At 38.7% G+C, this 22,610-nt stretch carries 19 protein-coding genes; 4 read left to right on the forward strand and 15 right to left on the reverse strand.

Annotated features, from left to right (window positions below):
- Window position 1: 1 nt before the first annotated feature.
- The 4 genes from ACY3XC_RS24450 to ACY3XC_RS24465 form a co-directional block, all read right to left on the reverse strand.
- Window positions 2–1,003: an ABC transporter permease gene (locus tag ACY3XC_RS24450; protein WP_464870907.1), complete on the reverse strand. Its 1,002-nt coding sequence runs from the start codon at window positions 1,001–1,003 to the stop codon at window positions 2–4.
- A 1-nt stretch (window position 1,004) separates the two neighbouring features.
- Entirely contained in the window at window positions 1,005–2,489 is a 1,485-nt protein-coding gene (locus tag ACY3XC_RS24455; protein WP_464870945.1) for a sugar ABC transporter ATP-binding protein, read from the reverse strand.
- Window positions 2,490–2,663: 174 nt separating this feature from the next.
- On the reverse strand, window positions 2,664–3,656 hold the full coding sequence (locus ACY3XC_RS24460; protein WP_464870908.1) for a Gfo/Idh/MocA family protein: 993 nt from the start codon (window positions 3,654–3,656) through the stop codon (window positions 2,664–2,666).
- A 22-nt stretch (window positions 3,657–3,678) separates the two neighbouring features.
- Complete coding sequence (locus ACY3XC_RS24465) at window positions 3,679–5,121, reverse strand: PstS family phosphate ABC transporter substrate-binding protein (RefSeq protein WP_464870909.1); 1,443 nt, start codon at window positions 5,119–5,121, stop codon at window positions 3,679–3,681.
- 261 nt (window positions 5,122–5,382) lie between these two features.
- Between ACY3XC_RS24465 and ACY3XC_RS24470 the strand changes: the two genes are divergently transcribed.
- On the forward strand, window positions 5,383–5,691 hold the full coding sequence (locus tag ACY3XC_RS24470) for a YciI family protein (protein ID WP_464870910.1): 309 nt from the start codon (window positions 5,383–5,385) through the stop codon (window positions 5,689–5,691).
- Window positions 5,692–5,957: 266 nt separating this feature from the next.
- Here ACY3XC_RS24470 and brnQ read toward each other — a convergent pair whose 3' ends face one another.
- The gene (brnQ, locus tag ACY3XC_RS24475; protein ID WP_464870911.1) at window positions 5,958–7,283 is read right to left on the reverse strand and encodes a branched-chain amino acid transport system II carrier protein; all 1,326 of its coding nucleotides are present in this window, start codon (window positions 7,281–7,283) and stop codon (window positions 5,958–5,960) included.
- Between the two features lie 675 nt (window positions 7,284–7,958).
- The gene (locus tag ACY3XC_RS24480) at window positions 7,959–9,191 is read right to left on the reverse strand and encodes an allantoate amidohydrolase (protein WP_464870912.1); all 1,233 of its coding nucleotides are present in this window, start codon (window positions 9,189–9,191) and stop codon (window positions 7,959–7,961) included.
- A 229-nt stretch (window positions 9,192–9,420) separates the two neighbouring features.
- Here ACY3XC_RS24480 and ACY3XC_RS24485 point away from each other — a divergent pair, with 229 nt between their 5' ends.
- On the forward strand, window positions 9,421–9,663 hold the full coding sequence (locus tag ACY3XC_RS24485; protein WP_095247872.1) for a hypothetical protein: 243 nt from the start codon (window positions 9,421–9,423) through the stop codon (window positions 9,661–9,663).
- A 45-nt stretch (window positions 9,664–9,708) separates the two neighbouring features.
- Window positions 9,709–9,882: a DUF3934 domain-containing protein gene (locus ACY3XC_RS24490; RefSeq protein WP_179159494.1), complete on the forward strand. Its 174-nt coding sequence runs from the start codon at window positions 9,709–9,711 to the stop codon at window positions 9,880–9,882.
- A gap of 82 nt (window positions 9,883–9,964) precedes the next feature.
- Here ACY3XC_RS24490 and ACY3XC_RS24495 read toward each other — a convergent pair whose 3' ends face one another.
- Window positions 9,965–10,723 carry an NRDE family protein gene (locus ACY3XC_RS24495; protein WP_179159493.1) on the reverse strand — a complete coding sequence of 253 codons (759 nt, stop codon included), beginning with the start codon at window positions 10,721–10,723 and terminating at the stop codon, window positions 9,965–9,967.
- A 116-nt stretch (window positions 10,724–10,839) separates the two neighbouring features.
- Here ACY3XC_RS24495 and ACY3XC_RS24500 point away from each other — a divergent pair, with 116 nt between their 5' ends.
- Window positions 10,840–11,802 (forward strand): LacI family DNA-binding transcriptional regulator, encoded by a 963-nt coding sequence (locus ACY3XC_RS24500; protein ID WP_464870913.1) that lies wholly within the window; start codon window positions 10,840–10,842, stop codon window positions 11,800–11,802.
- 480 nt (window positions 11,803–12,282) lie between these two features.
- Here the strand turns inward: ACY3XC_RS24500 and mglC are convergent, their stop codons facing one another.
- The 8 genes from mglC to ACY3XC_RS24540 form a co-directional block, all read right to left on the reverse strand.
- Window positions 12,283–13,305, reverse strand: a complete 1,023-nt coding sequence (gene mglC, locus ACY3XC_RS24505) for a galactose/methyl galactoside ABC transporter permease MglC (RefSeq protein ID WP_464870914.1) — start codon at window positions 13,303–13,305, stop codon at window positions 12,283–12,285.
- A gap of 12 nt (window positions 13,306–13,317) precedes the next feature.
- The gene (mglA, locus tag ACY3XC_RS24510) at window positions 13,318–14,820 is read right to left on the reverse strand and encodes a galactose/methyl galactoside ABC transporter ATP-binding protein MglA (protein WP_464870915.1); all 1,503 of its coding nucleotides are present in this window, start codon (window positions 14,818–14,820) and stop codon (window positions 13,318–13,320) included.
- Window positions 14,821–15,014: 194 nt separating this feature from the next.
- Complete coding sequence (gene mglB, locus ACY3XC_RS24515) at window positions 15,015–16,079, reverse strand: galactose/glucose ABC transporter substrate-binding protein MglB (protein ID WP_464870917.1); 1,065 nt, start codon at window positions 16,077–16,079, stop codon at window positions 15,015–15,017.
- A 208-nt stretch (window positions 16,080–16,287) separates the two neighbouring features.
- Window positions 16,288–17,874: a response regulator gene (locus ACY3XC_RS24520; protein WP_464870918.1), complete on the reverse strand. Its 1,587-nt coding sequence runs from the start codon at window positions 17,872–17,874 to the stop codon at window positions 16,288–16,290.
- Window positions 17,849–19,333, reverse strand: a complete 1,485-nt coding sequence (locus tag ACY3XC_RS24525; RefSeq protein ID WP_464870919.1) for a sensor histidine kinase — start codon at window positions 19,331–19,333, stop codon at window positions 17,849–17,851. Before ACY3XC_RS24525 ends, ACY3XC_RS24520 begins: the two co-directional genes overlap by 26 nt.
- A gap of 1 nt (window position 19,334) precedes the next feature.
- Window positions 19,335–20,330, reverse strand: coding sequence for a sugar-binding protein (locus ACY3XC_RS24530; protein ID WP_464870920.1), 996 nt, complete (start codon window positions 20,328–20,330; stop codon window positions 19,335–19,337).
- A gap of 174 nt (window positions 20,331–20,504) precedes the next feature.
- Window positions 20,505–21,494 (reverse strand): LacI family DNA-binding transcriptional regulator, encoded by a 990-nt coding sequence (locus ACY3XC_RS24535; RefSeq protein WP_464870921.1) that lies wholly within the window; start codon window positions 21,492–21,494, stop codon window positions 20,505–20,507.
- Window positions 21,495–21,497: 3 nt separating this feature from the next.
- Window positions 21,498–22,556: an aldose epimerase family protein gene (locus ACY3XC_RS24540; RefSeq protein WP_464870922.1), complete on the reverse strand. Its 1,059-nt coding sequence runs from the start codon at window positions 22,554–22,556 to the stop codon at window positions 21,498–21,500.
- Window positions 22,557–22,610 lie beyond the last annotated feature (54 nt).

The following is a 22,610-nucleotide window of genomic DNA, read 5'->3' on the forward strand; positions in this document are numbered from 1 at the left end:
ATTATTTCTTTTTATAGTATGTTAATGCAAGTGCGAGTGCTAGAACCGTTCCCTTGACGATATCCATTGCGTAATACGGAACAGACATCATCACTAGACCATTTTGGAGAATCCCAATTAATACAGCTCCAACGAAGGTACCAAAAGCATTTGGTTTGCCTGCACCTAAAACGGATGACCCAATAAAAGCAGCTGCTACTGCATCCATTAAATAAGGAGCACCTGAGTTAATTTCCGCTGTCATAACACGCGAAGCAAGGACAATGCCTCCGATTGCTGCGAATGCTGCAGACATAAGATAGGCTGTTACTTTATATTTATTAACTGGAATACCAGATAATCTAGCCGCTTCTTTGTTACCGCCAATCACATACATGTATCGTCCATGTTTTGTATAATTCAGAAAAATATGGACAATAAGAACCACTACAATCATGATGATAATAATCCATGGTACCTGTCCGATTTTTGAAAAGGCCTCCGGAATCGTGCCCGTTGAGAATGTTCCATCTGGCATCACCATGTTTTGCGATACGGTTGCCCCTTTTGTATAGGTTAAAGCAATCCCTTGAATGATAAACATAGTTGCCAATGTCATTAACATATCCGGAATTCTTACCTTAACAATCATAAAGGAATTAAATGCACCTACTACAAGTGCGGCTCCAATCGCTGCTAATAGAGCCACGAAGATGTTTTGTGAAAACCATACAAACATCGAAATCACAACTGCATTTGTTAAAGAAACAGTAGAACCTACAGATAAGTCAAAGCCATCCACCGATAGTGAAATCGTAATCCCAACCGCAATGATGGTGACAATCGAAATGGACCTTAGGATATTAATAATATTTGCGCCATCCATAAAGGCTGGACTCGTAATCGAAAAAATAACAATTAAAGCTAAGATTGTAATAATCGTACCGTATTTGTACAAAAAATCAAATAATTCAAACCCCTTTTTTGAAGGTGCCTTTTTCTGAACTAGGTTTGTTTCGCTCATGCTACTTCCCTCCTGTTGACAAGAACAATAGTTCCTCTTCATTCGTTGTATTTGTTGCTAGCTCTTTGGCCACCTGTCCATCATAAACCACATAAACACGGTCAGTAATTCCTAAAATTTCTGAGAATTCACATGATGCATAAATAATAGATTTGCCGCGTTTTGCTAGTTCAGATATAAGTTCAAAGATATCCTTCTTCGCCCCGACATCTACACCCTTAGTGGGTTCATCAAATATGTAAACCTCTGCGTCTGCAATCAGCCATTTTCCAATCGCTACTTTTTGTTGATTTCCTCCGGAAAGGTTTTGAACCCTTGTTTCTTCTGATGGTGTCTTGATTCCTAGACTAGTAATCATCTGACTCGAAACTTTCTTTTCACCCTTGAAGTCAAGGAGGCTCAAAAACTTAGAAAACTTCCCCAAGCTGGCAGCAGTGAGATTAGTAGCTACAGTCTCCTGTACCAATATTCCTTCTTTTCTTCTTTCCTCTGGTACAAAGGCCAAACCGTGTTTTACTGCCTGATTCGGGTCTTTAATACGTACCTTTTTCCCCTTAATTTTCATTTCACCTGCGGTAACTTTCGAAGCACCAAACAACGCCTTACAAAGCTCGGATTTCCCTGCACCTACAAGTCCGGCAATTCCGACAATTTCACCTGCATTGACGTGCATAGTAAAATTCTTAATCATCCCGGTATCATAAAGTCCTTTTACCTCTAGGACATTATTTCCTATTTCCACTTTAGATTTAGGAAATTGTTCCTCTAACTTTTCTCCGAGCATGTACTCTACTACTCTATTTTGAGAAGTTTCGGCAATCTTTTCCTTACTGACAAATTCACCATTCTTCATGACCGTGATCTCATCACAAATCTCAAATAACTCGGGAAGACGATGTGAAATAAAAATAATTCCGACATTTCTGCTTTTTAAATCCCTAACAATCCGAAACAATTCATTCGTTTCTGAGTGACTTAACGGCGCAGTCGGCTCATCCAAAATCAGAAATTTACATTGCTTGACCAAGGACCTTGCAATAATCACCATCTGTTTTTCAGCTAATGTTAATTCACTTACCAATGTCTTTGATGAGATATTCACATGAATGCTGGCTAGGATGCTCGAAGCTTTTTCGTGTATATGCTTCCAGCTGACAAATTGCTTTTTACCCATATCATTAACGGTTTCATTCAGCATGATGTTTTCTCCAACCGTTAAATATGGAACAAGTACCGTATCGACTTCTTGGTAAACAATTTGAATACCAAGTTTTTGGGCATCCTTCGGCGATTGAATCGTAACTTGTTTTCCATCCATATATATTTCACCAGTATAATGATGATAAGCTCCTGAGAGAACCTTCATGAGTGTTGATTTACCAGCTCCGTTGGCACCAATAAGAGCATGAGTAGTCCCTGTCTCTGTCGAAAAAGATACTTCGTTTAACGCTTTTACACCCGGAAATTCGATTGTAATATTTTTCATTTCTATAAGTGTTGCCACGCTCAGTTTCCCCTTTCTTTAATCTTTCGAAAATTCTGCCTCTACCTATAATACTATTTCTTGCTAAAGTGGTAAAACACTATGTTTGTATTGGAAATTAATACATAGAAAAACAGCACAACCCCTTAGAATTCATAGGGATTATGCTGCTTTTTATTATACTAATTTAATAATATTTCCTGTTTTAATAGATTGATAACAGGCCTCAATGACACGCATATTTTGAATAGCATTTTCGCCTGTATAAGAAGGTTCGCCATCCTCTAAGATCACTCGTGAGATATGCTCAACCTCTTCTTTATAAATATCAGCAACTATTTTCTCTTCTCTTGTTACTCCTTCTTTTTGTACAATGACTAAACCTTCTCCACCATTATTATCTGGACGGAATGCTCTTGGAACCTTTATCTGACCCTCAGTCCCTATTACTTCATATTCTGCTCTAAACACCATATCAAAGCTGCAATCAAAATGAGCATGAACGCCATTTTCCATTTTCATATAACCAAAGGCAGAGGTATCTACTTGATAGTCCGAATCGATATTGGCGTGAACATCCACTTCTATCGGCTCTGCACCTAATATTTTCCGAATGGAATGAATGGCATAACAGCCAACATCATAAAGACTTCCTCCACCTTTATCTGAGTCCATTCTAACATTGCCTTCTGGCTGGGCAAGGAAAAATGAAAAGCTAGCGCGCATGAATTTAACTTCACCAATCTCACCGCTTTTGATGATTTCTCTCACTCTTTCATGCTGTGGATGAAATTGATACATAAAAGCTTCCATAAATTTAACATTTTTCTCCTGGCAGAGCTCAACCATTTCTTTCGTTTCCTCTGCTGTTAAGGAAGCTGGCTTTTCACATAAAATATGCTTTCCATGTTTGGCCGCTTCAATCGTCCACTTTTTATGTAAATGGTTTGGCAGCGGGATATAGACTGCGTCTATTTCTGGATCTTGCAGCATTTCTTCATAGCTGCTGTATGACTTTGCTATATTAAATTGCGCCGCAACCTCTTCAGCTCTTCCACTGCTAGAGGCAATGCCTGTGACCACAGCATTTTGCGCACGTCCAAATGCGGGAATTAATGATTTTTGAGCTATTTTAGCGGTGCTTAAAATTCCCCATCTTACCTTTTTCATATACTCATCCTCCACTAAAGTTTTAATTTTTTATATAACCAATTTTCCCAATAATCTCTTGGCCTTGTGGCCCCTTCATCCACTCCAAAAAGGGTTCAATTGTGGTGTTAGTGTTGTCCTTTAATGTTATAGCATAAAGGTTAGCAGTAAAAGGATATTTTCCGCTCGAAATATTCTCAGGTGTTGGTTCGACACCATCGATTGCAAGTAGTTTAATATTTTTACTATCTCTCATTCCTGTTGCAAAAAAACGGAATGAGAATCCAATTGAATTATCGTAATTTCGGTAGTCGGCAACTTGTTCAATAATCCCGCCCATTCCTTCAGGAACATCTTCCTTCAAAGGCTCCATGATTGGCGTATCACCCATAATCTTTTCCAGCAGCGTTTGACTGCCAGAGTTTTTTGGACGTTGAAAAGCTACTATTCTTTCATTCTTTCCACCAAGCTCTGACCAGTTTTTAATTTTCCCAGAATAAATGCTCTGAATCTCGGAGACGCCTAAACTATCTATTTTATTATCCGGATTAACAAAAAAGACAAATGCCTCCTTGCCAATGGGCGTCATGACCAGTTCCTTTCCCTGCCTTTCAGCCATTTCCTGCTGCTCTTTCGAAGGCTCTGCACCAAAGTAGATGTCCACTTCACCAGACAAGAGTCGTTCATAGGAGTAAATTGTATTTGTGAAGCTCACGATGTCCATTACATTATCCACATTACTGATGTTTTCATAAACTGTGTTAGCAAAAGCAGAATAGACAGGATATGCGGCTTCTGCTCCGTCTAATATAGGCATTTCACTAGAATTCTTTATCGTAAAAGTAGAAGGAGATTCTAATTCAGGCAGGATATTAGCTGGATTTGTTACGTCATAGGGTGTTAAATCTGTAGAAGAATAGCCGCCGCCATACTCAAATCCGTAGGATGGCAGAACTGTCTTACTCCGCTGCCACTGAACACTAGCCCCTGTACCTATCGCCAGGACGAATACGGTTAATACCGTCATCACTTGCTTCTTGTTAAAAGCGGGGCGGACTCTTTTGATGAGGAGTGATAAAAGAACACCAGATACAAATGCTGCTTCATAGGTTAATGGCGCCCATAGAAACAATCTTCCCTCTCCCATTAGCATCGTCATAAAAAAGATAGGCGCCATGGCTATATGTAAAATAGCATAAACTAACCATGAATCTGCCCCGTAAAATCCGCCGTTAATCAGCATAAAAACTGCCCAGGCTACTGCAGTATAAGCAAGCGGTAAGAGGAACATGAGCGTAAGTCCCTTTTTATCATCAGATTTAATCAGATTTCTACTGGCAATCCATCCAGCAATCAAACCGCCAATAATAAGCGGCAGAATCGTCGTAATCAAAAAATTGTCTGTGGTAATCGTTAATGTGATGAATGAAATAAGAAGTGGAACTACACCAAAATACAAAAACATTAGAAGCCTATTTTTCCCCATTAAAACCCCTCCTAAAAAATTTTTATATGTATTTAGTGTAATTTTACACCTTTTTCTATTATTTTACAATATACCCATTTTGTGAAATAAAAAAAGGCTGTCTTAAATGTTGTTAATGATACACAACACGCTAAGACAGCCTCTACTATTTTACTATTTTTTCAGGGGGCATGTCATATCCAGCTTTTGTAAAAGAAGGATTTTCATACGACAGATAGAATAATAGTAATTTTAAACTTATTTTGGAGGATTCGACCAATCATGGAGAAATTGCAATTTTTATACAAGCTTAACCTTATTCCCTCATTATTAGATGAAGCCAATTGGACAGAACGGGAAGAAGCAATTGTACAGCACCACTTTGAGGTACTTCAAGGTTTGCTTGCAGAAGGAAAACTTATCTTAGCAGGAAGAACATTGAATATGGACACATCTGGAATGGGTATTGTTATTCTCGAAGTTGACTCGGAGGAAGAAGCAAGAGAACTGATGGAAAATGATCCTGCGGTAAAAGAAGGCATCATGGAAGCTGCCCTTTTTCCGTATCGAGTAGCGTTAATAAGGAAGTGATGCAATCACAATTAAAACATTGGGAATATGGTTTGTATAATGATAAAAAGACTGATGAACATATTAAAGAAATGTTTTCAAGGATTTTCAATACCATTGATGAACTTAATCAAAAAAATGCAAAAGGAGCATAATCAATATGCTCCTTTTTTTTGTGAATTATCGTGTGAAAACCTTTCGATTTCCTCTGTTTTTTTGACTGTGATTTACCGTTTCTTGCACCTTTCAAGTAAATCAGTTAGGACTGTTTTTATGGTGGCTTTTCATTAACTTTTCCTTCCAGAAAAGGCCAACAGAACCTTCCCTCTGGTCCCACCCAGCAGTCCGCCCAAAATACTTGGGAGCAGCCATCCTAATCCATTCGTGTAAAGCGGAATGAAAGTGAGTGCTGTTGAAATGGGTGCTATTTCAATACCTGCAGTGGTAAAACCATCGTAAATGCTAATAATTCCTGCACCAATTATTGCTCCAATATAAACAGCCCTCGACACTGGTATATAGGAGTGCAATAAGGATAATACCACTAGGACAATTGCAATCGGATAAATACTGATCAGGAGTGGTATTGACACAGAAATTAATTGACTTAATCCTAGATTTGCCATTGTGAAACTAAATAAACAAAGTATGGTCACGACAACAGGATAGGATAGTCTAGTAAATCGTTGGCTTAGATACTCACCACATGCAGCAACTAAACCTACTGATGTGGTTAAACATGCTCCGGTGATAACCAACGCAAGAATGATCGACCCAAATGGACCGAACAACAGTGCAGTGACGGATGAGAGAATAGCTCCGCCATTATCCTGCATTCCTACACCCTCAACACTAGTGGCCCCAATAAAGGATAGTGATATATAAACAAATGATAACCCAATCCCTGCAATAATCCCTGCCTTAATCGTATAAGAACGAATAACGGATGCTGTCTTTATTCCCATTTCTTGGACTCGATTAATCACCACAACTCCAAAAACAAGAGCAGCAATTGCGTCCATCGTTAAATACCCTTCAACAAACCCGCCAAAAAACGCTCCATCTCTGTATTTTCCTACCGCTTCACCAATTGACCCAATCGGTGAAGAAAATCCTCTTATTGAGATCACTACGATTAATAGTAAAAGTACCGGAGTAAGAATTTTCCCCACACGATCTACTAGCTTTGCTGGGTTAAGTGCCAGCCAAAAGGTGATAACGAAAAATACAAAGGTTGAAATAAATAATCCCATGCTGCTTTCATTTGATAGGAATGGTGCAACACCTATCTCATAGGTTACGGTACCGGTTCGAGGTATTCCGAAAAATGGCCCAATTGTTAAATAAATAATAACCGGAAAGACCTTAGCGAATGCCGGATGTACTCTATTAGATAAGTCATTTAGATCCCCGCCTGATCTCGCAATTGTGAAGACAGCCAAAAGCGGCAATCCAACACCCGTCACTAAAAATCCAATCATAGCTGACAAAAGAGATTCACCAGCTTGCTGTCCAAGTAATGGCGGGAAAATAATATTTCCAGCACCTAAAAATAAGGCGAACATAAAAAAGCCTAAGGCAATAATTTCTTTAAATGGTAATTTCCGTTCCATGAATGCCCTCCAATAATTGTATAAAAAGGAAGTGATAGTCCAAATTTTACAAATATTATTAATAATATATTGTTTTTTAAAAATAAACGTTGTTACAATAAGTTTATTTCTACAATATTTCCTATATCAATATACAAAATTCTACTCAAAACTGCAAAGAATTTTTAAAATAGTTGTTCAATTTAATTAGGATCCATATACAAATTTTTTGCAGCCAAATATGATAGAAAATCAACTATTCTAATATAGGTATTCCTCTTCATATTAAGGACTATTCCTTTTGACAGCCCGCGCGATTTGTCCTCAAAACCTTGTATTAAGGACTAATCTTTCCGATGGTCCGCGCGGATTTGTCCTCAAGACCCTGTATTAAGGACTAATCCTTCTGGCGGTCCGCGCGGATTTGTCCTCAAGACCCTGTATTAAGGACTAATCTTTCCGACTGCCCGCGCGATTTGTCCCCAAGACCCTGCATTAAGGACTAATCCTTCTGATTGCCCTCGCGGATTTGTCCTCAAGACCCTTTATTAAGGACTAATCTTACCGACGGACCGCGCGATTTGTCGTCAAGACCACCAATTAAAGGCGAATCCTCCTTGCCCCATTTAGATACTATTAGAAAACACCCTCTCCAACAAAAAGAGACACCGAATGAATTCTGGTGTCTCCTCCTATTTATTTGGATAGCAATGCTAGTACGGTATCTAACAGAACATTTACGCCTTTTTCACACTCTTCCCATGTAGTTAATTCTTCTTCACAATGACTTTTCCCATTAAAACTCGGAACAAACAGCATTGCTGAAGGAACATAGCTGGCAATAAATTGGGCATCGTGTCCCGCGCCGCTGACCATTCTTTTATTGCTATAACCTAGTGACTGTGCCGATTTTTCTAATTGGTTTACAATATCTGTATTAAACCAAACGGTATCCCGCTCCCACAGCTTCGTAGTCTGTACCTCACAGCCCTCGTTTAAACCTAAGTTAGGAAGATTTTCAACAAAATTTTTAAAAGTACGAACAATCTCCGGATTTTTATGTCTGGCCTCTAGTGAAAATACGACCTTGTTTGGAATGACGGTATGAATACTCGGATACACATTCACCCTGCCAATGGTAAATACTAATTCTTCATCTAGCGCTCCTAATACCCTGCGAATCTCATTAATTAGATTATTGGCAGCAAAAAGCGCATCTTTTCTCATACTCATCGGTGTCGTTCCGGCATGATCGGATTCACCAGTTATTTCAATATCAAAGCATGCCATGCCTACCACACATTCCACGACACCAATTGAAAGGGCTTCTTTTTCAAGAATCGGTCCTTGTTCAATATGCAATTCTAAAAACGCAGAACCCTCTTTTAGACGATTTTCAATCGCGCCTTCATATCCAATTCCTTTCAATGCTTCTTCAAAAGTAATTCCCGCCGAGTCTTTCTTTTTCAACATTACATTCTTATCAAATTTACCTGAAAGTACTCCAGATGCCATCATCGAAGGCTCGAACCTTGCACCCTCTTCATTTGTAAAGTTAACAATCGTAATTGGGACGCGAGGCTTAATCTTATTTTCTACGAGTGTTCTAACTACTTCTAATCCAGCTAATACCCCAAGCACACCATCAAATCTTCCGCCTTTTTTAACCGAATCCAAATGGGAGCCAATTAGTATAGGAGGTTTATTCTCAGCACCCTCTAATGTTGCATACACACAGCCCATGTCATCAACCTTAACAGTTAAGCCAATTTCCTCACAGCATGCTCGAAAAAAGTCTCTAGCTGCCCGATCTTCCTCAGATAACGACAGCCGGGTTACACCATTGTTTTCCGTCCTGCCAAAGTTAGCAAACCGTTCAAGCTCATTCTTTAATCTCTCTCCATTAATTAATAGCTTTTGCCGCTGCATGTAAATCACTCCTTTTAATTGGTGTTAAACTTGGAGTCTCTTTTATTATAGTTATGTAAATATTCAGTTAATATTAATTATACCTATTGAAAACATTATGTCATTAGACAAAATATCAATTACTTTCCCATCTTTGTTTTATCGTTTGTGACGAAGGATAAATAAATGTTCCCCTTTCTGTATAACCTATGTTCGAATATATACTAGAAGTAAACATGGAGGTATGATAATGTCAGAGTTAGAACCAATAGAGTACCAAACGGGAGCACCGATACTTGATTATGATATTATTGATATTAAGAATACCGCAAATGGGTTTGAGGTCCTTCTTGATATTAATTTAGACAGCGGCTATTCATTATCAAGAACAACCCTGGAAATTACTCATGAAGATTTACAAGGTTATGATACAAATGAAATTGAAGAGGGCATTAAATTTGCGTTAGGTTTTTTTGAGAACAAAACTCAATAACCTTTCTCAGAAAAAGCCTGTTTTCAATTATGATGGAGTGGTTAGATGCCAAAAGCAAAAGCGAAAAGTGGAATAGGCAGAGGAACAGGTAAGAAAGGCTGGAATCGTTGGCAGGTTGGTGCTAAAAAGGCTAAAAATGCTAAACCTTATGTCAGCAAAGGAACTAAAAAAGTGGAGTCTGATAAGGCTGCTCCCGATAAAGAAACTACTGAATCCTAGCGATAGTTTTCCTGCATGAATTCTATTAATCAAACGTTTGATTAGTTTAGCAACCGATCTAATCAAACGTTTGATTAGTTTTTTATTTCAATTTAATTGTATATTTTTGAGTATTAACCTCGTTAAAAGTGAAAACTCGTTCCACATAGTGAATCTCTTTTTCATCCATTAATAAAACAGTTGAACTCCTTGTACCATATCCTTCACTCTTGATAAACATCGGTGAAAGCATTCTTTCAAATTCTAATGAAACCCCCGTTTGAGGCAGTTTTTCATCTGGCGCCTGGTCTGCTTTTTGAAGAAGCGTTAAAAGAGGCTCAACATAATCCTCTTGATTACTATTCAAAATAGCGGCTAACCCTTCTTTCCCTGCTTGTACTTTTGGCCATTCTGTATTAAGTAAATGATTGCTGACCCCATAAATCCCCGGAGCCACTTTTATTAACTTCTGTCCAACATTGGAATAATAGTATAGCTCATCACCCTCCCCAGCTAACAGGTTATATCCAGGATAAGAGTCATTATTTCTAACTAGACTCTCCATATACTCCTTTATATCGCCTTTGTACTGCAGGGCATTTGCCACTAATTCTCCTCTCGAGCGTTTTCCCTCCGTAATCTCCTTTGGATTTCGATAATTGGTCAACGCTGCAAACCGCCCCGATTTGGTCATACCCATCCAAGTTCCCATTTTTTCTAAATCCCGTCCAGCAAGGATTTCAGGATCGTCGTCCCAAAAATGGACCGGAGCTGTTGGTCTTTGGTAAAACTCATCTCGATTAGCCGAAACCATTAGCTTGTATTTTGGATGAACCTTATAAGCAAACAAGATTAAACACATTGACAATCACAATCCTTTAAACGACAGTTTCTTCTAGTTTATCTTATTCCCGTTGTAGAATGAAGCCTTGGCAATTGTTAAGAACAATATGCTACTATTTTTAGTGAGGTGAGATTATGGCCAATATTAAGGATATAGCAAAGATGGCTGGTGTTTCAGTAACAACAGTCTCTCGTGTATTAAATAATCACCCATATGTTAGTGAGGAAAAAAAGAATGCAGTTAAGAATGCCATCGAGAAAAGTAACTATCAGCAAAATATTAATGCTGTTCATTTAAGTAAAGGTAGAACATTCCTTATAGGGGTTGTAGTCCCGTTTACAAATCATCCCTATTTTGCCTTATTAGTAGAAGGAATCGCTAATGAAGCCGTAAAAAATAATTATAATTTAGTTCTAATCCAAACGAATTACGAGTTACAAAGAGAGCTCGAAGCATTAATGATGTTAAAACATAAACAGATAGATGGATTAATAATATGTTCAAGAATTTGCGGTTGGGACCTGTTAGATGAGTTTAACTCCTTTGGCCCAATAATTTTATGTGAAGACACACGTGGTAAACAAGTTTCATCCACCTATATTGACCATTACAAAGCCTTTTTTAAAGCCTTGGAGTATTTACAAGCTAAAGGTCATCATAATATTGGTTATTGTATTGGGAGAAATTCTGGTTCTAATAGTCAGCAAAGAGATTTGGCTTACAAAGATTTTCTTATGAAAAACAATAAACTATATGAACCGAATTATATATTCTATGATTGCTATCATTTCGAAGATGGTGAACGGGTAGTACAACGTTTAATAAACATGGAGAATCCGCCATCAGCTCTATTGGTAACCAGTGACCAAGTGGCGGCTGGAATATTAATCTGCTGTAAGGAACAAAACATTGCCGTACCTGAGGAGCTTGCCATTATTGGATTCGATAATCAACCAATAGCAAAAATAATGAACATTACTACACTTGAAATTCCACTAATTGAAGTGGGAAAAAGGCTGTTTCTTCAAGCCCTTGATAACTCAAAAAATTCTCAAGATGAGGTCTTGGTTAGATTAATCGAACGGCAGACAGTTTAGATTTAGGCTGTGTTAAAGCTGACTGTTGATTTTACTGTGTTTGGAAAATAAGCGGAGAATTTCCGTTTAAATTGGTAAATACCAAATTAAACCTTCATAATAAGCGGAGGTTTTCCGCTTATGGTATCCAAATCATTGGATTTTGTCTTATTTAAAGGAGTTAACCGGAATATTTCCGCTTATATCTGCTGCTTAAGGTTCCTTTATACACATTAGCCGGAAATTCTCCGCCTATTAATGATCAACCCTACACGAAAATCAACATTGAATAATAACACAGCCTAGATTTTAAAAAATCCTCCATAAACTCTTGACCTGAAACGCGTTTCATACAATAAGCTGTGTATGTAAGAAAATACAGCGAAAAGTCGGCGTGATCAGGAAGTGGAGCGTAACGACTCCGCTGTGTTTATAAAGTGGAGGTTAAAAATAAAAAACCAACACAAAAGGGCATCCCCACTGAAGGAATGCCCTTTACCCTTATTTTTTCTTCGCATGCTTCCGCATATCAAAAGCTACGGCAACGATGATAATAGCTCCCTTAACGATAAATTGAATGTATGGACTTACACCAAGGAAAGCTAAACCATAGTTGATTACCTGGAAGATTAGTACTCCTGTTATTACTCCTGGAACGGTACCAATCCCTCCTGAAAGTGATACTCCGCCGACCACGCAGGCTGCGATGGCATCTAACTCGTACATATTACCGGTGTTGTTGGTTGCACTTCCAACACGCCCAGCCTCTAATGTACCTGAGAATCCATACAGCAGACCGGCAATCATATAAATGATAATGATATTCTTTGCAACGTTAACACCAGAAACCTTTGCTGCTTCAGCATTTCCGCCGATTGCATACATATTTTTACCAAGCTGTGTTTTATTCCAAACCACCCAAATAATGATGGAAAAGGCAATTGCATATAGGATCAGGTATGGAAATTCATATTGACCTATTTTAATTCCCTTTTGCGCAAAGGTTGTAAAGCTCTCACTTAATCCCCCAATTGGCTGCGCACCATATGGCGGACGGTCAAAGTAAATGGAAGTGACGCCGTAAACACCAATCATCATACCTAGTGTGGCAATAAATGGCGGTACGTGAAACTTTGAGACGATAAAACCATTTAAAGTTCCAAATAGTCCAGTTACAGCCATCGCAATTAAGATTGGAATAAACAAAGGCAATTCTGGAAGGTTTGGATACATTTTATAAGCATAATCACCTGCTTGAAGCAGCGAAGCTGAGACTACTGCTGCTAGTCCGACCATCCGCCCGGCAGATAAGTCTGTCCCGCCTAAAATCAGGATACCTGCTATCCCAAGTGCAATTATAATCCTTGAAGATGACTGACTTAGGATATTAATCAAGTTGGTCATGGATAAAAAGTCAGGAGATGCAATGACAATCCCAATTACTAGTAGAATTAAAAATACATATATAACATTATCAAATAGCCATTTTACAACATTAGACTTTTTTACGGCTTGAGTATTCATTTTGTTCTCCTCCTAATACAACGCTGCCAGTCGCATAATTTCTTCTTGCGTGGTTGTCTTTGTTTCTACGATTCCGGCTGCTCTACCATTACTCATTACTAAGATTCTGTCTGTAACCCCAAGAAGTTCAGGCATTTCTGAAGAAATCATGATAATTCCTTTTCCTTCAGCAGCTAATTCGTTAATTAGCTGGTAAATTTCAAATTTTGCCCCAACGTCAATCCCCCTTGTTGGTTCATCCAACAATAGTACTTCCGGTTTTGTTAGCAGCCAGCGGCCAATGATTACCTTCTGCTGGTTACCACCCGAAAGGCTTCCGATTGGCGTTTTTTGTGATGGCGTCTTTACCTTCATTGAATCGATTACCCATTTTGTATCATCATGAACTTTGCTTTCTGATAGAAACAACCCTTTTCGATACTGAGGCAGGTTGGCAATAATCGAGTTAAAGCTAATACTCAGCTCTGGGTAAATGCCTGTTGTCCGTCTTTCTTCCGTCACTAGTGCAAAGCCATTTTTGATTGCATGCTGCGGCGTGTGATTTTGGACAACCTTTCCATTTAATTCAATACTTCCTGACTTTATACCTCTGATACCGAATAGCGCCTCCATAACCTCTGTACGTTTGGAGCCTACTAAACCGGCAACCCCTAGGATTTCCCCTTTTCTTAACTCAAAATTGATATTGGTAAAGGATCCTTCCGTTTCAGCTGTTAAATCCCTAACTTTTAAGGTTACATCTCCAGGTTGATTGATCTTTTCTGGGAAACGCTGTGATAGATCACGGCCAACCATGAGCTTAATGATTTCGTCCGTTGTTAATTCCTTCGCACTTTTCGTTGCAATATACTGACCGTCACGCATGATTGTCACTTCATCGGAGATTTTTAAAATTTCCTCCATTTTGTGTGAAATATAGATAATCGCTACGTTATCACTTTGCAGCTTTCTAATAATGGTAAATAAATGATTTACTTCCTTTTCAGTAAGAGAGGAAGTGGGTTCGTCCATCACAATGAGCTTTGAATGATAAGAAACAGCTTTTGCAATTTCCACCATCTGCATCTCTGAGACTGACAAGCTTCCTACTTTGCTTCTCGGGTCAATATTGATGTCCAAACTTTTAAAAATGGCTGCGGTATCCTCATACATTTTTTTTTCATCAATAAAGATCCCTTTTTTCGGATACCTTCCCAGCCAAATATTATCCATTACATTTTGCTGACGAACTTGGTTCAGTTCCTGGTGGACCATTGAAACTCCGTTTTCAAGGGCTTGCTTAGAATTCGCAAATGAAACCTCTTTTCCGTCCAGCAGGATTTTTCCTTCATCCATTGAATAGATACCGAATAAGCACTTCATTAAGGTTGATTTTCCAGCACCATTCTCACCCATTAAGGCATGCACTGACCCTGCCTTCACTTTTAGGGAAACATTGTTAAGAGCAATGACGCCAGGAAATCTTTTTGTTAAATTAATCATTTCAAGTAAATTGGCTGAACTTGCCTCTGACATGCTTAAACCTCCTTGCCTAACCATTTAACATGCATTTTTTATAAAATAAAATTTGATTTCATCAGTCCTGTTTCAAATAATTCTCTTGAAACATTGCCCCGAACGAAGGAAAAGAATAATGTTATCCTTTTCCTTTGTTCGAGGAGCGCCATAAGGGATTATCCCCCTCAGGACTTGGCGCTGCCTAGTTTGTCTTATTTATAAGCATCTTTACCAATTTGGATATTTTCTTTTGTAACCTCGATGTAAGGTACACGAACCGCTTTTGCGTCGTCTAGCTTCCACTCAGTTCCTTCTAATACGTCCTTACCGTTTGCAGCATTTGCAGCAAGTTGAACCGTGGCTGCACCTTGGTTTTTCGCATCATTTAAGATAGATCCTACCATTTTCCCTTTTTCAATCATTTCAAGTGCTTCTGGAATCGCATCTACACCTACTACTGGCATAAACTTATCACCTGAGAAGTACCCTGCTTTTTCAAGAGAAGCAATGGCACCCAATGCCATACCATCGTTGTTTGCAATAACAAATTCGATATTTTCGTTGTATTTTGCAATCCAAGCATCCATTTTTTCTGTTGCTTTCATTGCATCCCACATTCCTGTATCAAGAGCTAGTTCATCTACCGCAATTCCTTTTTCCTTCATGGTATCCACAACAAATTTAGTACGCGCTTCTGCATCTGGGTGACCTGGTTCACCTTTTAATAAAACGTACTGAAGCTTGCCATCACCATTTTTATCCCATTTTTCCTTATTCGCTTCCCAAGCCTTAGCGATTAGTTCACCTTGAAGCACACCTGATTCAGATGACGTTGTTCCGACATAGTAAGCTTTTTCGTATCCTTTTAATACACTTGCATCTGGCTCTTTGTTAAAGAAGATAACAGGAATATCCTTTACTTTTGCTTTGTCAATGATCGTTTGTGCTGCCTTAGGGTCTACAAGGTTGATTGCCAGTGATTTTGCCCCTTTTGCAATAAGTGTGTCTACTTGTTCAACCTGCTTGGCTTGGTCATTTTGAGAGTCATTCAGCATTAAGTTTACTTTTCCGTCTGCTGCAGTTTCCATTGCACGACGAACATAGGACATGAAGTTGTCATCGAATTTATAGATGGTTGCACCTACTGCTGGAAGGTCGCCGTCCTTGCCTTTTCCAGAATCCGTTGAACTTTTTTCTGTCCCGCCGCAGCCAGTTGCTAATAGAATACTAGACGCAACTGTTAATGATAGAATTAACCCTTTTTTCTTTTTAAACATGTCATCCTTCTCCTTTTGCTAGTTAGTAAAGGCTCTGGTAAACTCCGCTTACCTCCACCTCATTGAAAGCCCTTACACATATGTTAACATCGGAGGTTTTCGTTCAATAGTTCCAACCTATAGCACAAATTTGCGATTTCCTAGACTTTTTTGTTCATGTAAAAAAGACCAATTCATTTATGAATCAGTCTTTGTAACTTTCGTTCTATTAACTTACCGTTTCCTTACGAAATTCGGTTGGGGATAAGCCTGTCTGTTTTTTAAACACACGGCTAAAATAATTCGGGTCCTTATAGCCGACAGAATAGCATATTTCTTTTAAACTCTTAGTAGCATCAACCATTTGCAGCTTTGCCTGTTTTATTCTTATTTCGGTTACGTAATCGATAAAGGTCATCCCAAACCGATCTTTAAATAATTTACTTAAATAAAAGGGACTTAGCTCGACATATTCTGCTACGTGTTCCAATGTAATGGAATCGGCATAATGACTTTCAATATATTCCTTCGCCCTATGAAGCATTCCCTTGGCATGATTGTTCCTCCACAGCTGAACATGCTTGACGACTGCTAGTAAATTAGCTTTTCCTTTTTCTAGAATTAGGTTACTATCTGCTGCCTCGTCGATCGTCAAAGAACCTTCAAAGTGTATCCCCAAGTCATGCATCATTCGTGAAAGGAGAATAAACAATTCATCAAAGGATTTTTTCACTACTACAGCATTTAATCCTTTGTTACCGGTCAGTTTGGTTACAAAAGAATCAAAGATAAACATAACTTGATTTAGATCACCTTGTCGTACACCATCCAGCAATTTTTTCTCTATTTCCAGCACATCCGAAATGGAAGGCAGCTCAGCTGCTCCTTGTTTACTGCTAAATAAATATTTTCGGTTTGAGGTTTTTAATAGTTGCTGTAGAGCCACTACCGCTTCATGATAAGATTTATTAAGCTCATGGCCATGACTATACGGGAGTCCTATCCCTATTCTTAAATCTGCATTTATTTGATTTTTTAGAAAGGAGCTAAATAGACTCTCAATGGTATGCTGTGCATTTGTTTTAAAATGCACCTTTTCTGGAAGTTCCTTACATAGGAATAAAACAGGTACTTGAGAATCTGTCATTGGTCCTATCATGACATCTTCCTTTTTCACAACTGTTTTCAAGATATCCTTAAGCCATAAATAAAAGTTTTGCTTTAGATGTACATCACGTTCTCCTTCCTCCTTAGGCAGGAGAGAAAACAGCATAATATAACCGGTAGTAATTTCTACCCCTAACAGTTGACTCCATTCATCAAACGAAATATCTTGGACTTGGTTTAGGATTAGTGAAGACACCCACTCTTTCTGGGCTATGGAAACGGCACGGTCCAGGTTCTCCATCAAGCTTTGCTTTTCCTTCATAGACTTGCGCTCGTCAAAAATCTCACCTGAAACCCGCTGTAAACTCTCGAGAATATCCTGTTTTCTACTAGGTTTTAAGATATATTCTTTTACACCTTGCTGCATGACTTCCTTGGCATATTCAAACGTATTAAAGGCTGAAACCATGATAAATCGAATGGATTGATCAGTGCTTTTGATTTCCTTAACAGCTTGAACACCATCTATTCCGGGCATTTTTATATCCATAAAGATGATATCAGGCTTAAGTTCTCCAGCCATTTCAATCGCCTTTCTTCCGTTAGGCGCCTCACCAATTACCATTACGTCCTCAGAAGAGCTGTTTATGATCTTCGTTAATGCCTTTCGCTCCAAAACCTCATCATCCACAATTAGAACCTTCAACAAGCTCTCTTCCTCCTTTTACAACGTTTGGAATGGTCAATGTAAACTTTGTCCCTTTTAGTAATTCAGATTGTATTTCAATAATGTCTGTTTGATTGTAAAAAAGCTGAAGCCTGCGAATTACATTTTTTACTCCTATACCAGTTGAATGGCCTTTTGATCTATCTTTTTCATATACTTCTTCCATTTCGGTTCCGCTTACAAGTTTAAGCAATCTATTTTGAGTGCTTACATCCATTCCATCCCCATTATCGACTATTTCCACATTAATTCTGTCATTACTTTTGTATATATGAAGGCGGATTTCTGCATTTTCCTCATATGATTCAACACCATGTATGAAGGCATTTTCGATTAATGGCTGCAGTGTCAAACTAGGAATTTCTATGTCTAAGCAATCCTCTTCTATTTCCGTGATGAATTGAATCCGGTCTCCAAATCTTGTTTGTTGAATAAAAAAGTACTCTTTAACAATAGATACTTCGTCCCGTAGTGTGGCAGCTTTATTCAAATCGCCGCCTAGGTTATAGCGCAGTAATGCCGCAACAGATTCTATTAATCTAGAAGTATGTTCCGCATCCTCTAGGTAAGCCATCTTTGAAACCGTATTCAAAGTATTGAATAGAAAATGTGGATTGATTTGGTTTTGAAGACTTCTTAGCTCCAATTCTTTTAGGAGCTTATCAAGCTCCGATTTCTGCTTAATTTCAGTTACCAATTGTCTTAGATTTGAACGCATTTGGTTAAAGGTTTGTGTTAATGGCTTTAGTTCATCCTTGGTAGTGATTTTAATATCTTCACCAGATAGATTACCTTTTGAAATTTGCCGGGCTGCCTCGGATAATAGCGTAATTGGTTTTGTAATACCGCCCGAGATCCAAAGAGCAATCAATGTACTAAGAAAAAAGGCAGCAGAGAAAAGGGAAAATGACAATAACTTATAATAATGATTGTGCCTTTCCATTTGATCATAGAAAATTTGATAGTCTGTCAGCTTGTTATTCAGGAGTGCAAGCGTACTTTCTTGAAGAAATCCTGCTATTTTTATTGCTTCATTTAAGTGATTCGAATAATCGTTAATATTGTCTTTATGAAAAGCTTCTATCGTTGCGTCACTTTCTTCTAGAAAGCTGTTTATCATATTTTGGTAGTTAATAACACCGATATCATTCGATTTCATTTCTTTATTGAAAAGCCATTGGTCTTTCAGCAGCTTCGATTTTTCCAGGTTATAGTCTTTTAAATAGGAGCTTTCCTTATCTAACAAATAGCCCTGCAGGTTTTCCGTAATGATGTTGGTTCTTTGTGAGATATCATTTAACATCAGAAACCGTTCAAAACTATCATCATATTCATTTATTAGGTTTTCGCTGCTTTGATAAAAAAGGACGCCAACAGAACTTAACAGCACGACGAGGACAATGAAATAGAGTAATAATTTCGATCGAATACGAAATAACATATCAGTATTCCTCCCCTATGACCCGATGAATCTCAGGTAAATCTTCTTCTCTCATAATTCGAGTATTCGTATGATTAACAGGAGGAACCTTCTTGCCTTCTATTAGATCTATCATCATTACTACCGCTTCGTAGCCCATTTCAAAAGGCTCTTGGACCACGGTTGCCTTAATTGTGCCTTTCGTAATGTACTTAAGTGTTTCAGGCAGTGTATCGAATCCAATAATATAAACTTGATCATGTTCCCTGAACTTTTCTACTACTTGGGCAATTCCAATTGCATCTAGTGCACTCGTCCCATAGAACGCATTGACTTCGGGGTATTCCGTTACTATTTGGTAAGCCTTTTCAGCCGCTCGAACTCTACTAATTTCAGATTCTTCCACAGTTAAGATTGTGATTCCCTCTTCAGATTCCACAGCGTCTCGAAAGCCCTGAACACGCTGCTGCTGATGGTTCGCATAAAAATTCCCCGTTATTATGGCCACGTTCGCCTGACCATTTGTATCTTTAATTAAAGCTTTACCTGCCAAAAAACCAGAATAATAATTGTCTGTTCCAATATAAGCTATCCGGTTACTATTGGCCGCATCTGTATCAATGGTTATGACAGGGAGTTTTTCTACGACTCTATTAATTAATGGCGTAAATTGCTCATCACTTAAGCCTTGCGTAATAATACCATCCACTTTAGACGCCATTGACATTTCAATCGTTTTTAAATGTTCCTCGATATTCGCCTGCTTCGGACCGGCATACTCCAATAAAACACCATGTTCCACAGCAGCCTTCTGTGCCCCTTCTTCAACAAGCCGCCAATAGTCATTGTCAAGCTCCTCAGGAACAAGCACAAAATGATAATGATACTTTTCTACCGTTGTACCCTCAGCAGGCAAATCATGGCTAACAACCTTATATCCATAAAATACAGAAAATGCACAGCTCAGAAGAAAAAACAAAACCCCAACACCATACGCCGCCTTAGTCAACCTGCTCATAAAACAACTCCCATACATCACCAGTCTAGATAAAAAACATTATACGGAAAATACCAAAAATCGACAATGCCCAAAGGTGACAACACCATATTAGAACCATTCTAATGCGGTGCCTGTCACCATAAAAACACAAATGTCCACCCCGGGTGGACATTTGTGTTTGGTTATTGATTTTTAGGAGCTGCTGTCTCTGATGATGAGCTGGGTGGAGATGGTTATTTTTTTGGCTATTTTTCGTCCTTCTATTCTTTCTGCCAGGGTGTTGACGGCTGTTTCTCCCATTAATTCGGTATAGACTTTCACTGTGCTTAATGAGGGAAAGACATATTTGGAGATGCTGATGTCGTTGACGCCGATGATGTTCACTCGGCCAGGAACAGGGATTCCTTCTTCCAATAGCGCTCTGAGTGCTCCAACTGCCAGTGAATCATTCGCTGCAAAGAAAGCGGTGGGCAGGTTTTCCCCATGCTCATGAATGGCTTTTTTCATGAGGGAATGACCGTCGTTAACGGAGAATGAACCCACGTACATAAACGCTTCATTCAACACCCCTTGTTCTGCCAAATAGGTTTTAAAGGTCACTTCTCTCGGGTCTTCGATGGTCGATGTCTTATCTTTAAATACTTCTCTTCCGCCAATATAACCAATTGTCTCATGGCCGTTCTTCAAATAATGGTCAATGACCTTTTTCGTCGCCTTTTCAAAATCAATCACGATCGAATCGAACTTTTCTTCATCGGGTGAGGTGTCCACAAAAACAATATTACTAGTGATGGATTCCAAATCCTTTATTTGTTTATGACTAAATTTTCCGATTGCGATAAGTCCTTGAATCTCATCCTGTTTTAAATCTCCATAGTTGTCTTGAAAGTACTTAGCTACAGAAAAGCCCATTTGTCTGGATTGATTTTCGACACCCAAACGAATCGACATATAGTATAAATCTTCTAATTCCTCTTTTTCTGTATACCACTGTAAAAGTGCGATTTTCCCGGTCTCTAGTTTTCTAGCTGGTTTCTTTTTATAGGAAAGCTGCTCCGCAACCTCAAAGATCCTCTTTTTTGTTTCATCACCAACAGATAAAGAACTATCATAATTTAATACTCGGGATACCGTTGCGATTGAAACTCCTGCTAATTCTGCAATATCCTTGATTGTAGCCATTTATCAAACTCCTATTGTATTAGAAAAAAAGCGATATTTTGTTGTGGCACGATATACTTCCTCAGGATTTAAAACAATCGTTGGAAAATCAGGTTGGTTAATAGCATCTGGCAGTCCTTGCGTTTCTAGACACACACCTAAGTAGTTCCTTGCTCGCACACCTGCGATTGAAAAGGGACCTTCTAGTTGATTTGCTGTGTAAAGGACCACGCATGGCTGATCTGTTGTAACTAACAATGTCCTGCCACTCTCTTTTTCACTTAAAACCACCGTATTTTCTCCCTTTTTTGTAAAAAGAAGCGGGTGGTCATAACCGTTGTCGGCAAGCACATTTTGTGGATGGGAGGATTTCATCCCCGACTTCAATAAACGGCCATGCTTAAAGTCAAAAGGGGTATTACTTGATTCCATCATTCTTCCAGTAGGCATTAAATCTGACCCAAGCTCTAAAAAGCGATTACTTTCTAATTGTAGTATGTGCTCGGAGCAATCCCGCTTTACATTTCCGCTTAAGTTAAAATAAGAATGATTCGTTAAATTAACGATTGTTTTTTTATCTGTCACCGCTTCATAGGAAATGCTCAGCTCATTTTGATTATTTAAAAGGCAGAGTATGGTCGTATCCAAATTCCCAGGATAGCCTTCTTCACCATCCAAGCTTCGATAGGAAAATTTCAACCCGACTGCATTTTCCATTTTAATGCTTTCTGTTTTCCAAATAACGGAATTAAAGCCCTTCTTACCGCCATGTAGATGGTTAGGATCCTCATTAGGGGTCAGCCGGTAAACTTCCCCGTCTAATTCAAACTGGGAGTTGCTGATTCTTCCAGCCACCCTGCCGACAACCGAGCCAAAATACGGGGACAAATCAATATAATCCTCTAAGTTATCAAATCCAAGCACGACATTTTCAGTGTTGCCATTGCGGTCAGGGACCATTATTTTTGTAATAATACAACCGTAATTCAGGCAGGAAACAGACATGCCTGAATCGTTGACAAGGGTATACTCCATTACTGGCTCATCATGATAACTACCGAATACTTTATCTATTATTTTCATTCTTTTTCCACTCCATTAATTCACTTATAAAAATATGAGACGTTTTGCCAATCC

The organism is Bacillus sp. CZDM1 (genome assembly GCF_055502545.1).

What these genes read in the sequence shown, in the direction of transcription:
- mglC (WP_464870914.1), bottom strand. Translation starts at nt 13,305, where the DNA reads ATGAATACTCAAGCCGTAAAAAAGTCTAATGTTGTAAAATGGCTATTT.
- ACY3XC_RS24470 (WP_464870910.1), top strand. Translation starts at nt 5,383, where the DNA reads ATGGAGAAATTGCAATTTTTATACAAGCTTAACCTTATTCCCTCATTA.
- mglA (WP_464870915.1), bottom strand. Translation starts at nt 14,820, where the DNA reads ATGTCAGAGGCAAGTTCAGCCAATTTACTTGAAATGATTAATTTAACA.
- ACY3XC_RS24525 (WP_464870919.1), bottom strand. Translation starts at nt 19,333, where the DNA reads ATGTTATTTCGTATTCGATCGAAATTATTACTCTATTTCATTGTCCTC.
- mglB (WP_464870917.1), bottom strand. Translation starts at nt 16,079, where the DNA reads ATGTTTAAAAAGAAAAAAGGGTTAATTCTATCATTAACAGTTGCGTCT.
- ACY3XC_RS24540 (WP_464870922.1), bottom strand. Translation starts at nt 22,556, where the DNA reads ATGAAAATAATAGATAAAGTATTCGGTAGTTATCATGATGAGCCAGTA.
- ACY3XC_RS24485 (WP_095247872.1), top strand. Translation starts at nt 9,421, where the DNA reads ATGTCAGAGTTAGAACCAATAGAGTACCAAACGGGAGCACCGATACTT.
- ACY3XC_RS24455 (WP_464870945.1), bottom strand. Translation starts at nt 2,489, where the DNA reads ATGAAAAATATTACAATCGAATTTCCGGGTGTAAAAGCGTTAAACGAA.
- ACY3XC_RS24495 (WP_179159493.1), bottom strand. Translation starts at nt 10,723, where the DNA reads ATGTGTTTAATCTTGTTTGCTTATAAGGTTCATCCAAAATACAAGCTA.
- ACY3XC_RS24535 (WP_464870921.1), bottom strand. Translation starts at nt 21,494, where the DNA reads ATGGCTACAATCAAGGATATTGCAGAATTAGCAGGAGTTTCAATCGCA.
- ACY3XC_RS24490 (WP_179159494.1), top strand. Translation starts at nt 9,709, where the DNA reads ATGCCAAAAGCAAAAGCGAAAAGTGGAATAGGCAGAGGAACAGGTAAG.
- brnQ (WP_464870911.1), bottom strand. Translation starts at nt 7,283, where the DNA reads ATGGAACGGAAATTACCATTTAAAGAAATTATTGCCTTAGGCTTTTTT.
- ACY3XC_RS24480 (WP_464870912.1), bottom strand. Translation starts at nt 9,191, where the DNA reads ATGCAGCGGCAAAAGCTATTAATTAATGGAGAGAGATTAAAGAATGAG.
- ACY3XC_RS24500 (WP_464870913.1), top strand. Translation starts at nt 10,840, where the DNA reads ATGGCCAATATTAAGGATATAGCAAAGATGGCTGGTGTTTCAGTAACA.
- ACY3XC_RS24460 (WP_464870908.1), bottom strand. Translation starts at nt 3,656, where the DNA reads ATGAAAAAGGTAAGATGGGGAATTTTAAGCACCGCTAAAATAGCTCAA.
- ACY3XC_RS24465 (WP_464870909.1), bottom strand. Translation starts at nt 5,121, where the DNA reads ATGGGGAAAAATAGGCTTCTAATGTTTTTGTATTTTGGTGTAGTTCCA.
- ACY3XC_RS24530 (WP_464870920.1), bottom strand. Translation starts at nt 20,330, where the DNA reads ATGAGCAGGTTGACTAAGGCGGCGTATGGTGTTGGGGTTTTGTTTTTT.
- ACY3XC_RS24450 (WP_464870907.1), bottom strand. Translation starts at nt 1,003, where the DNA reads ATGAGCGAAACAAACCTAGTTCAGAAAAAGGCACCTTCAAAAAAGGGG.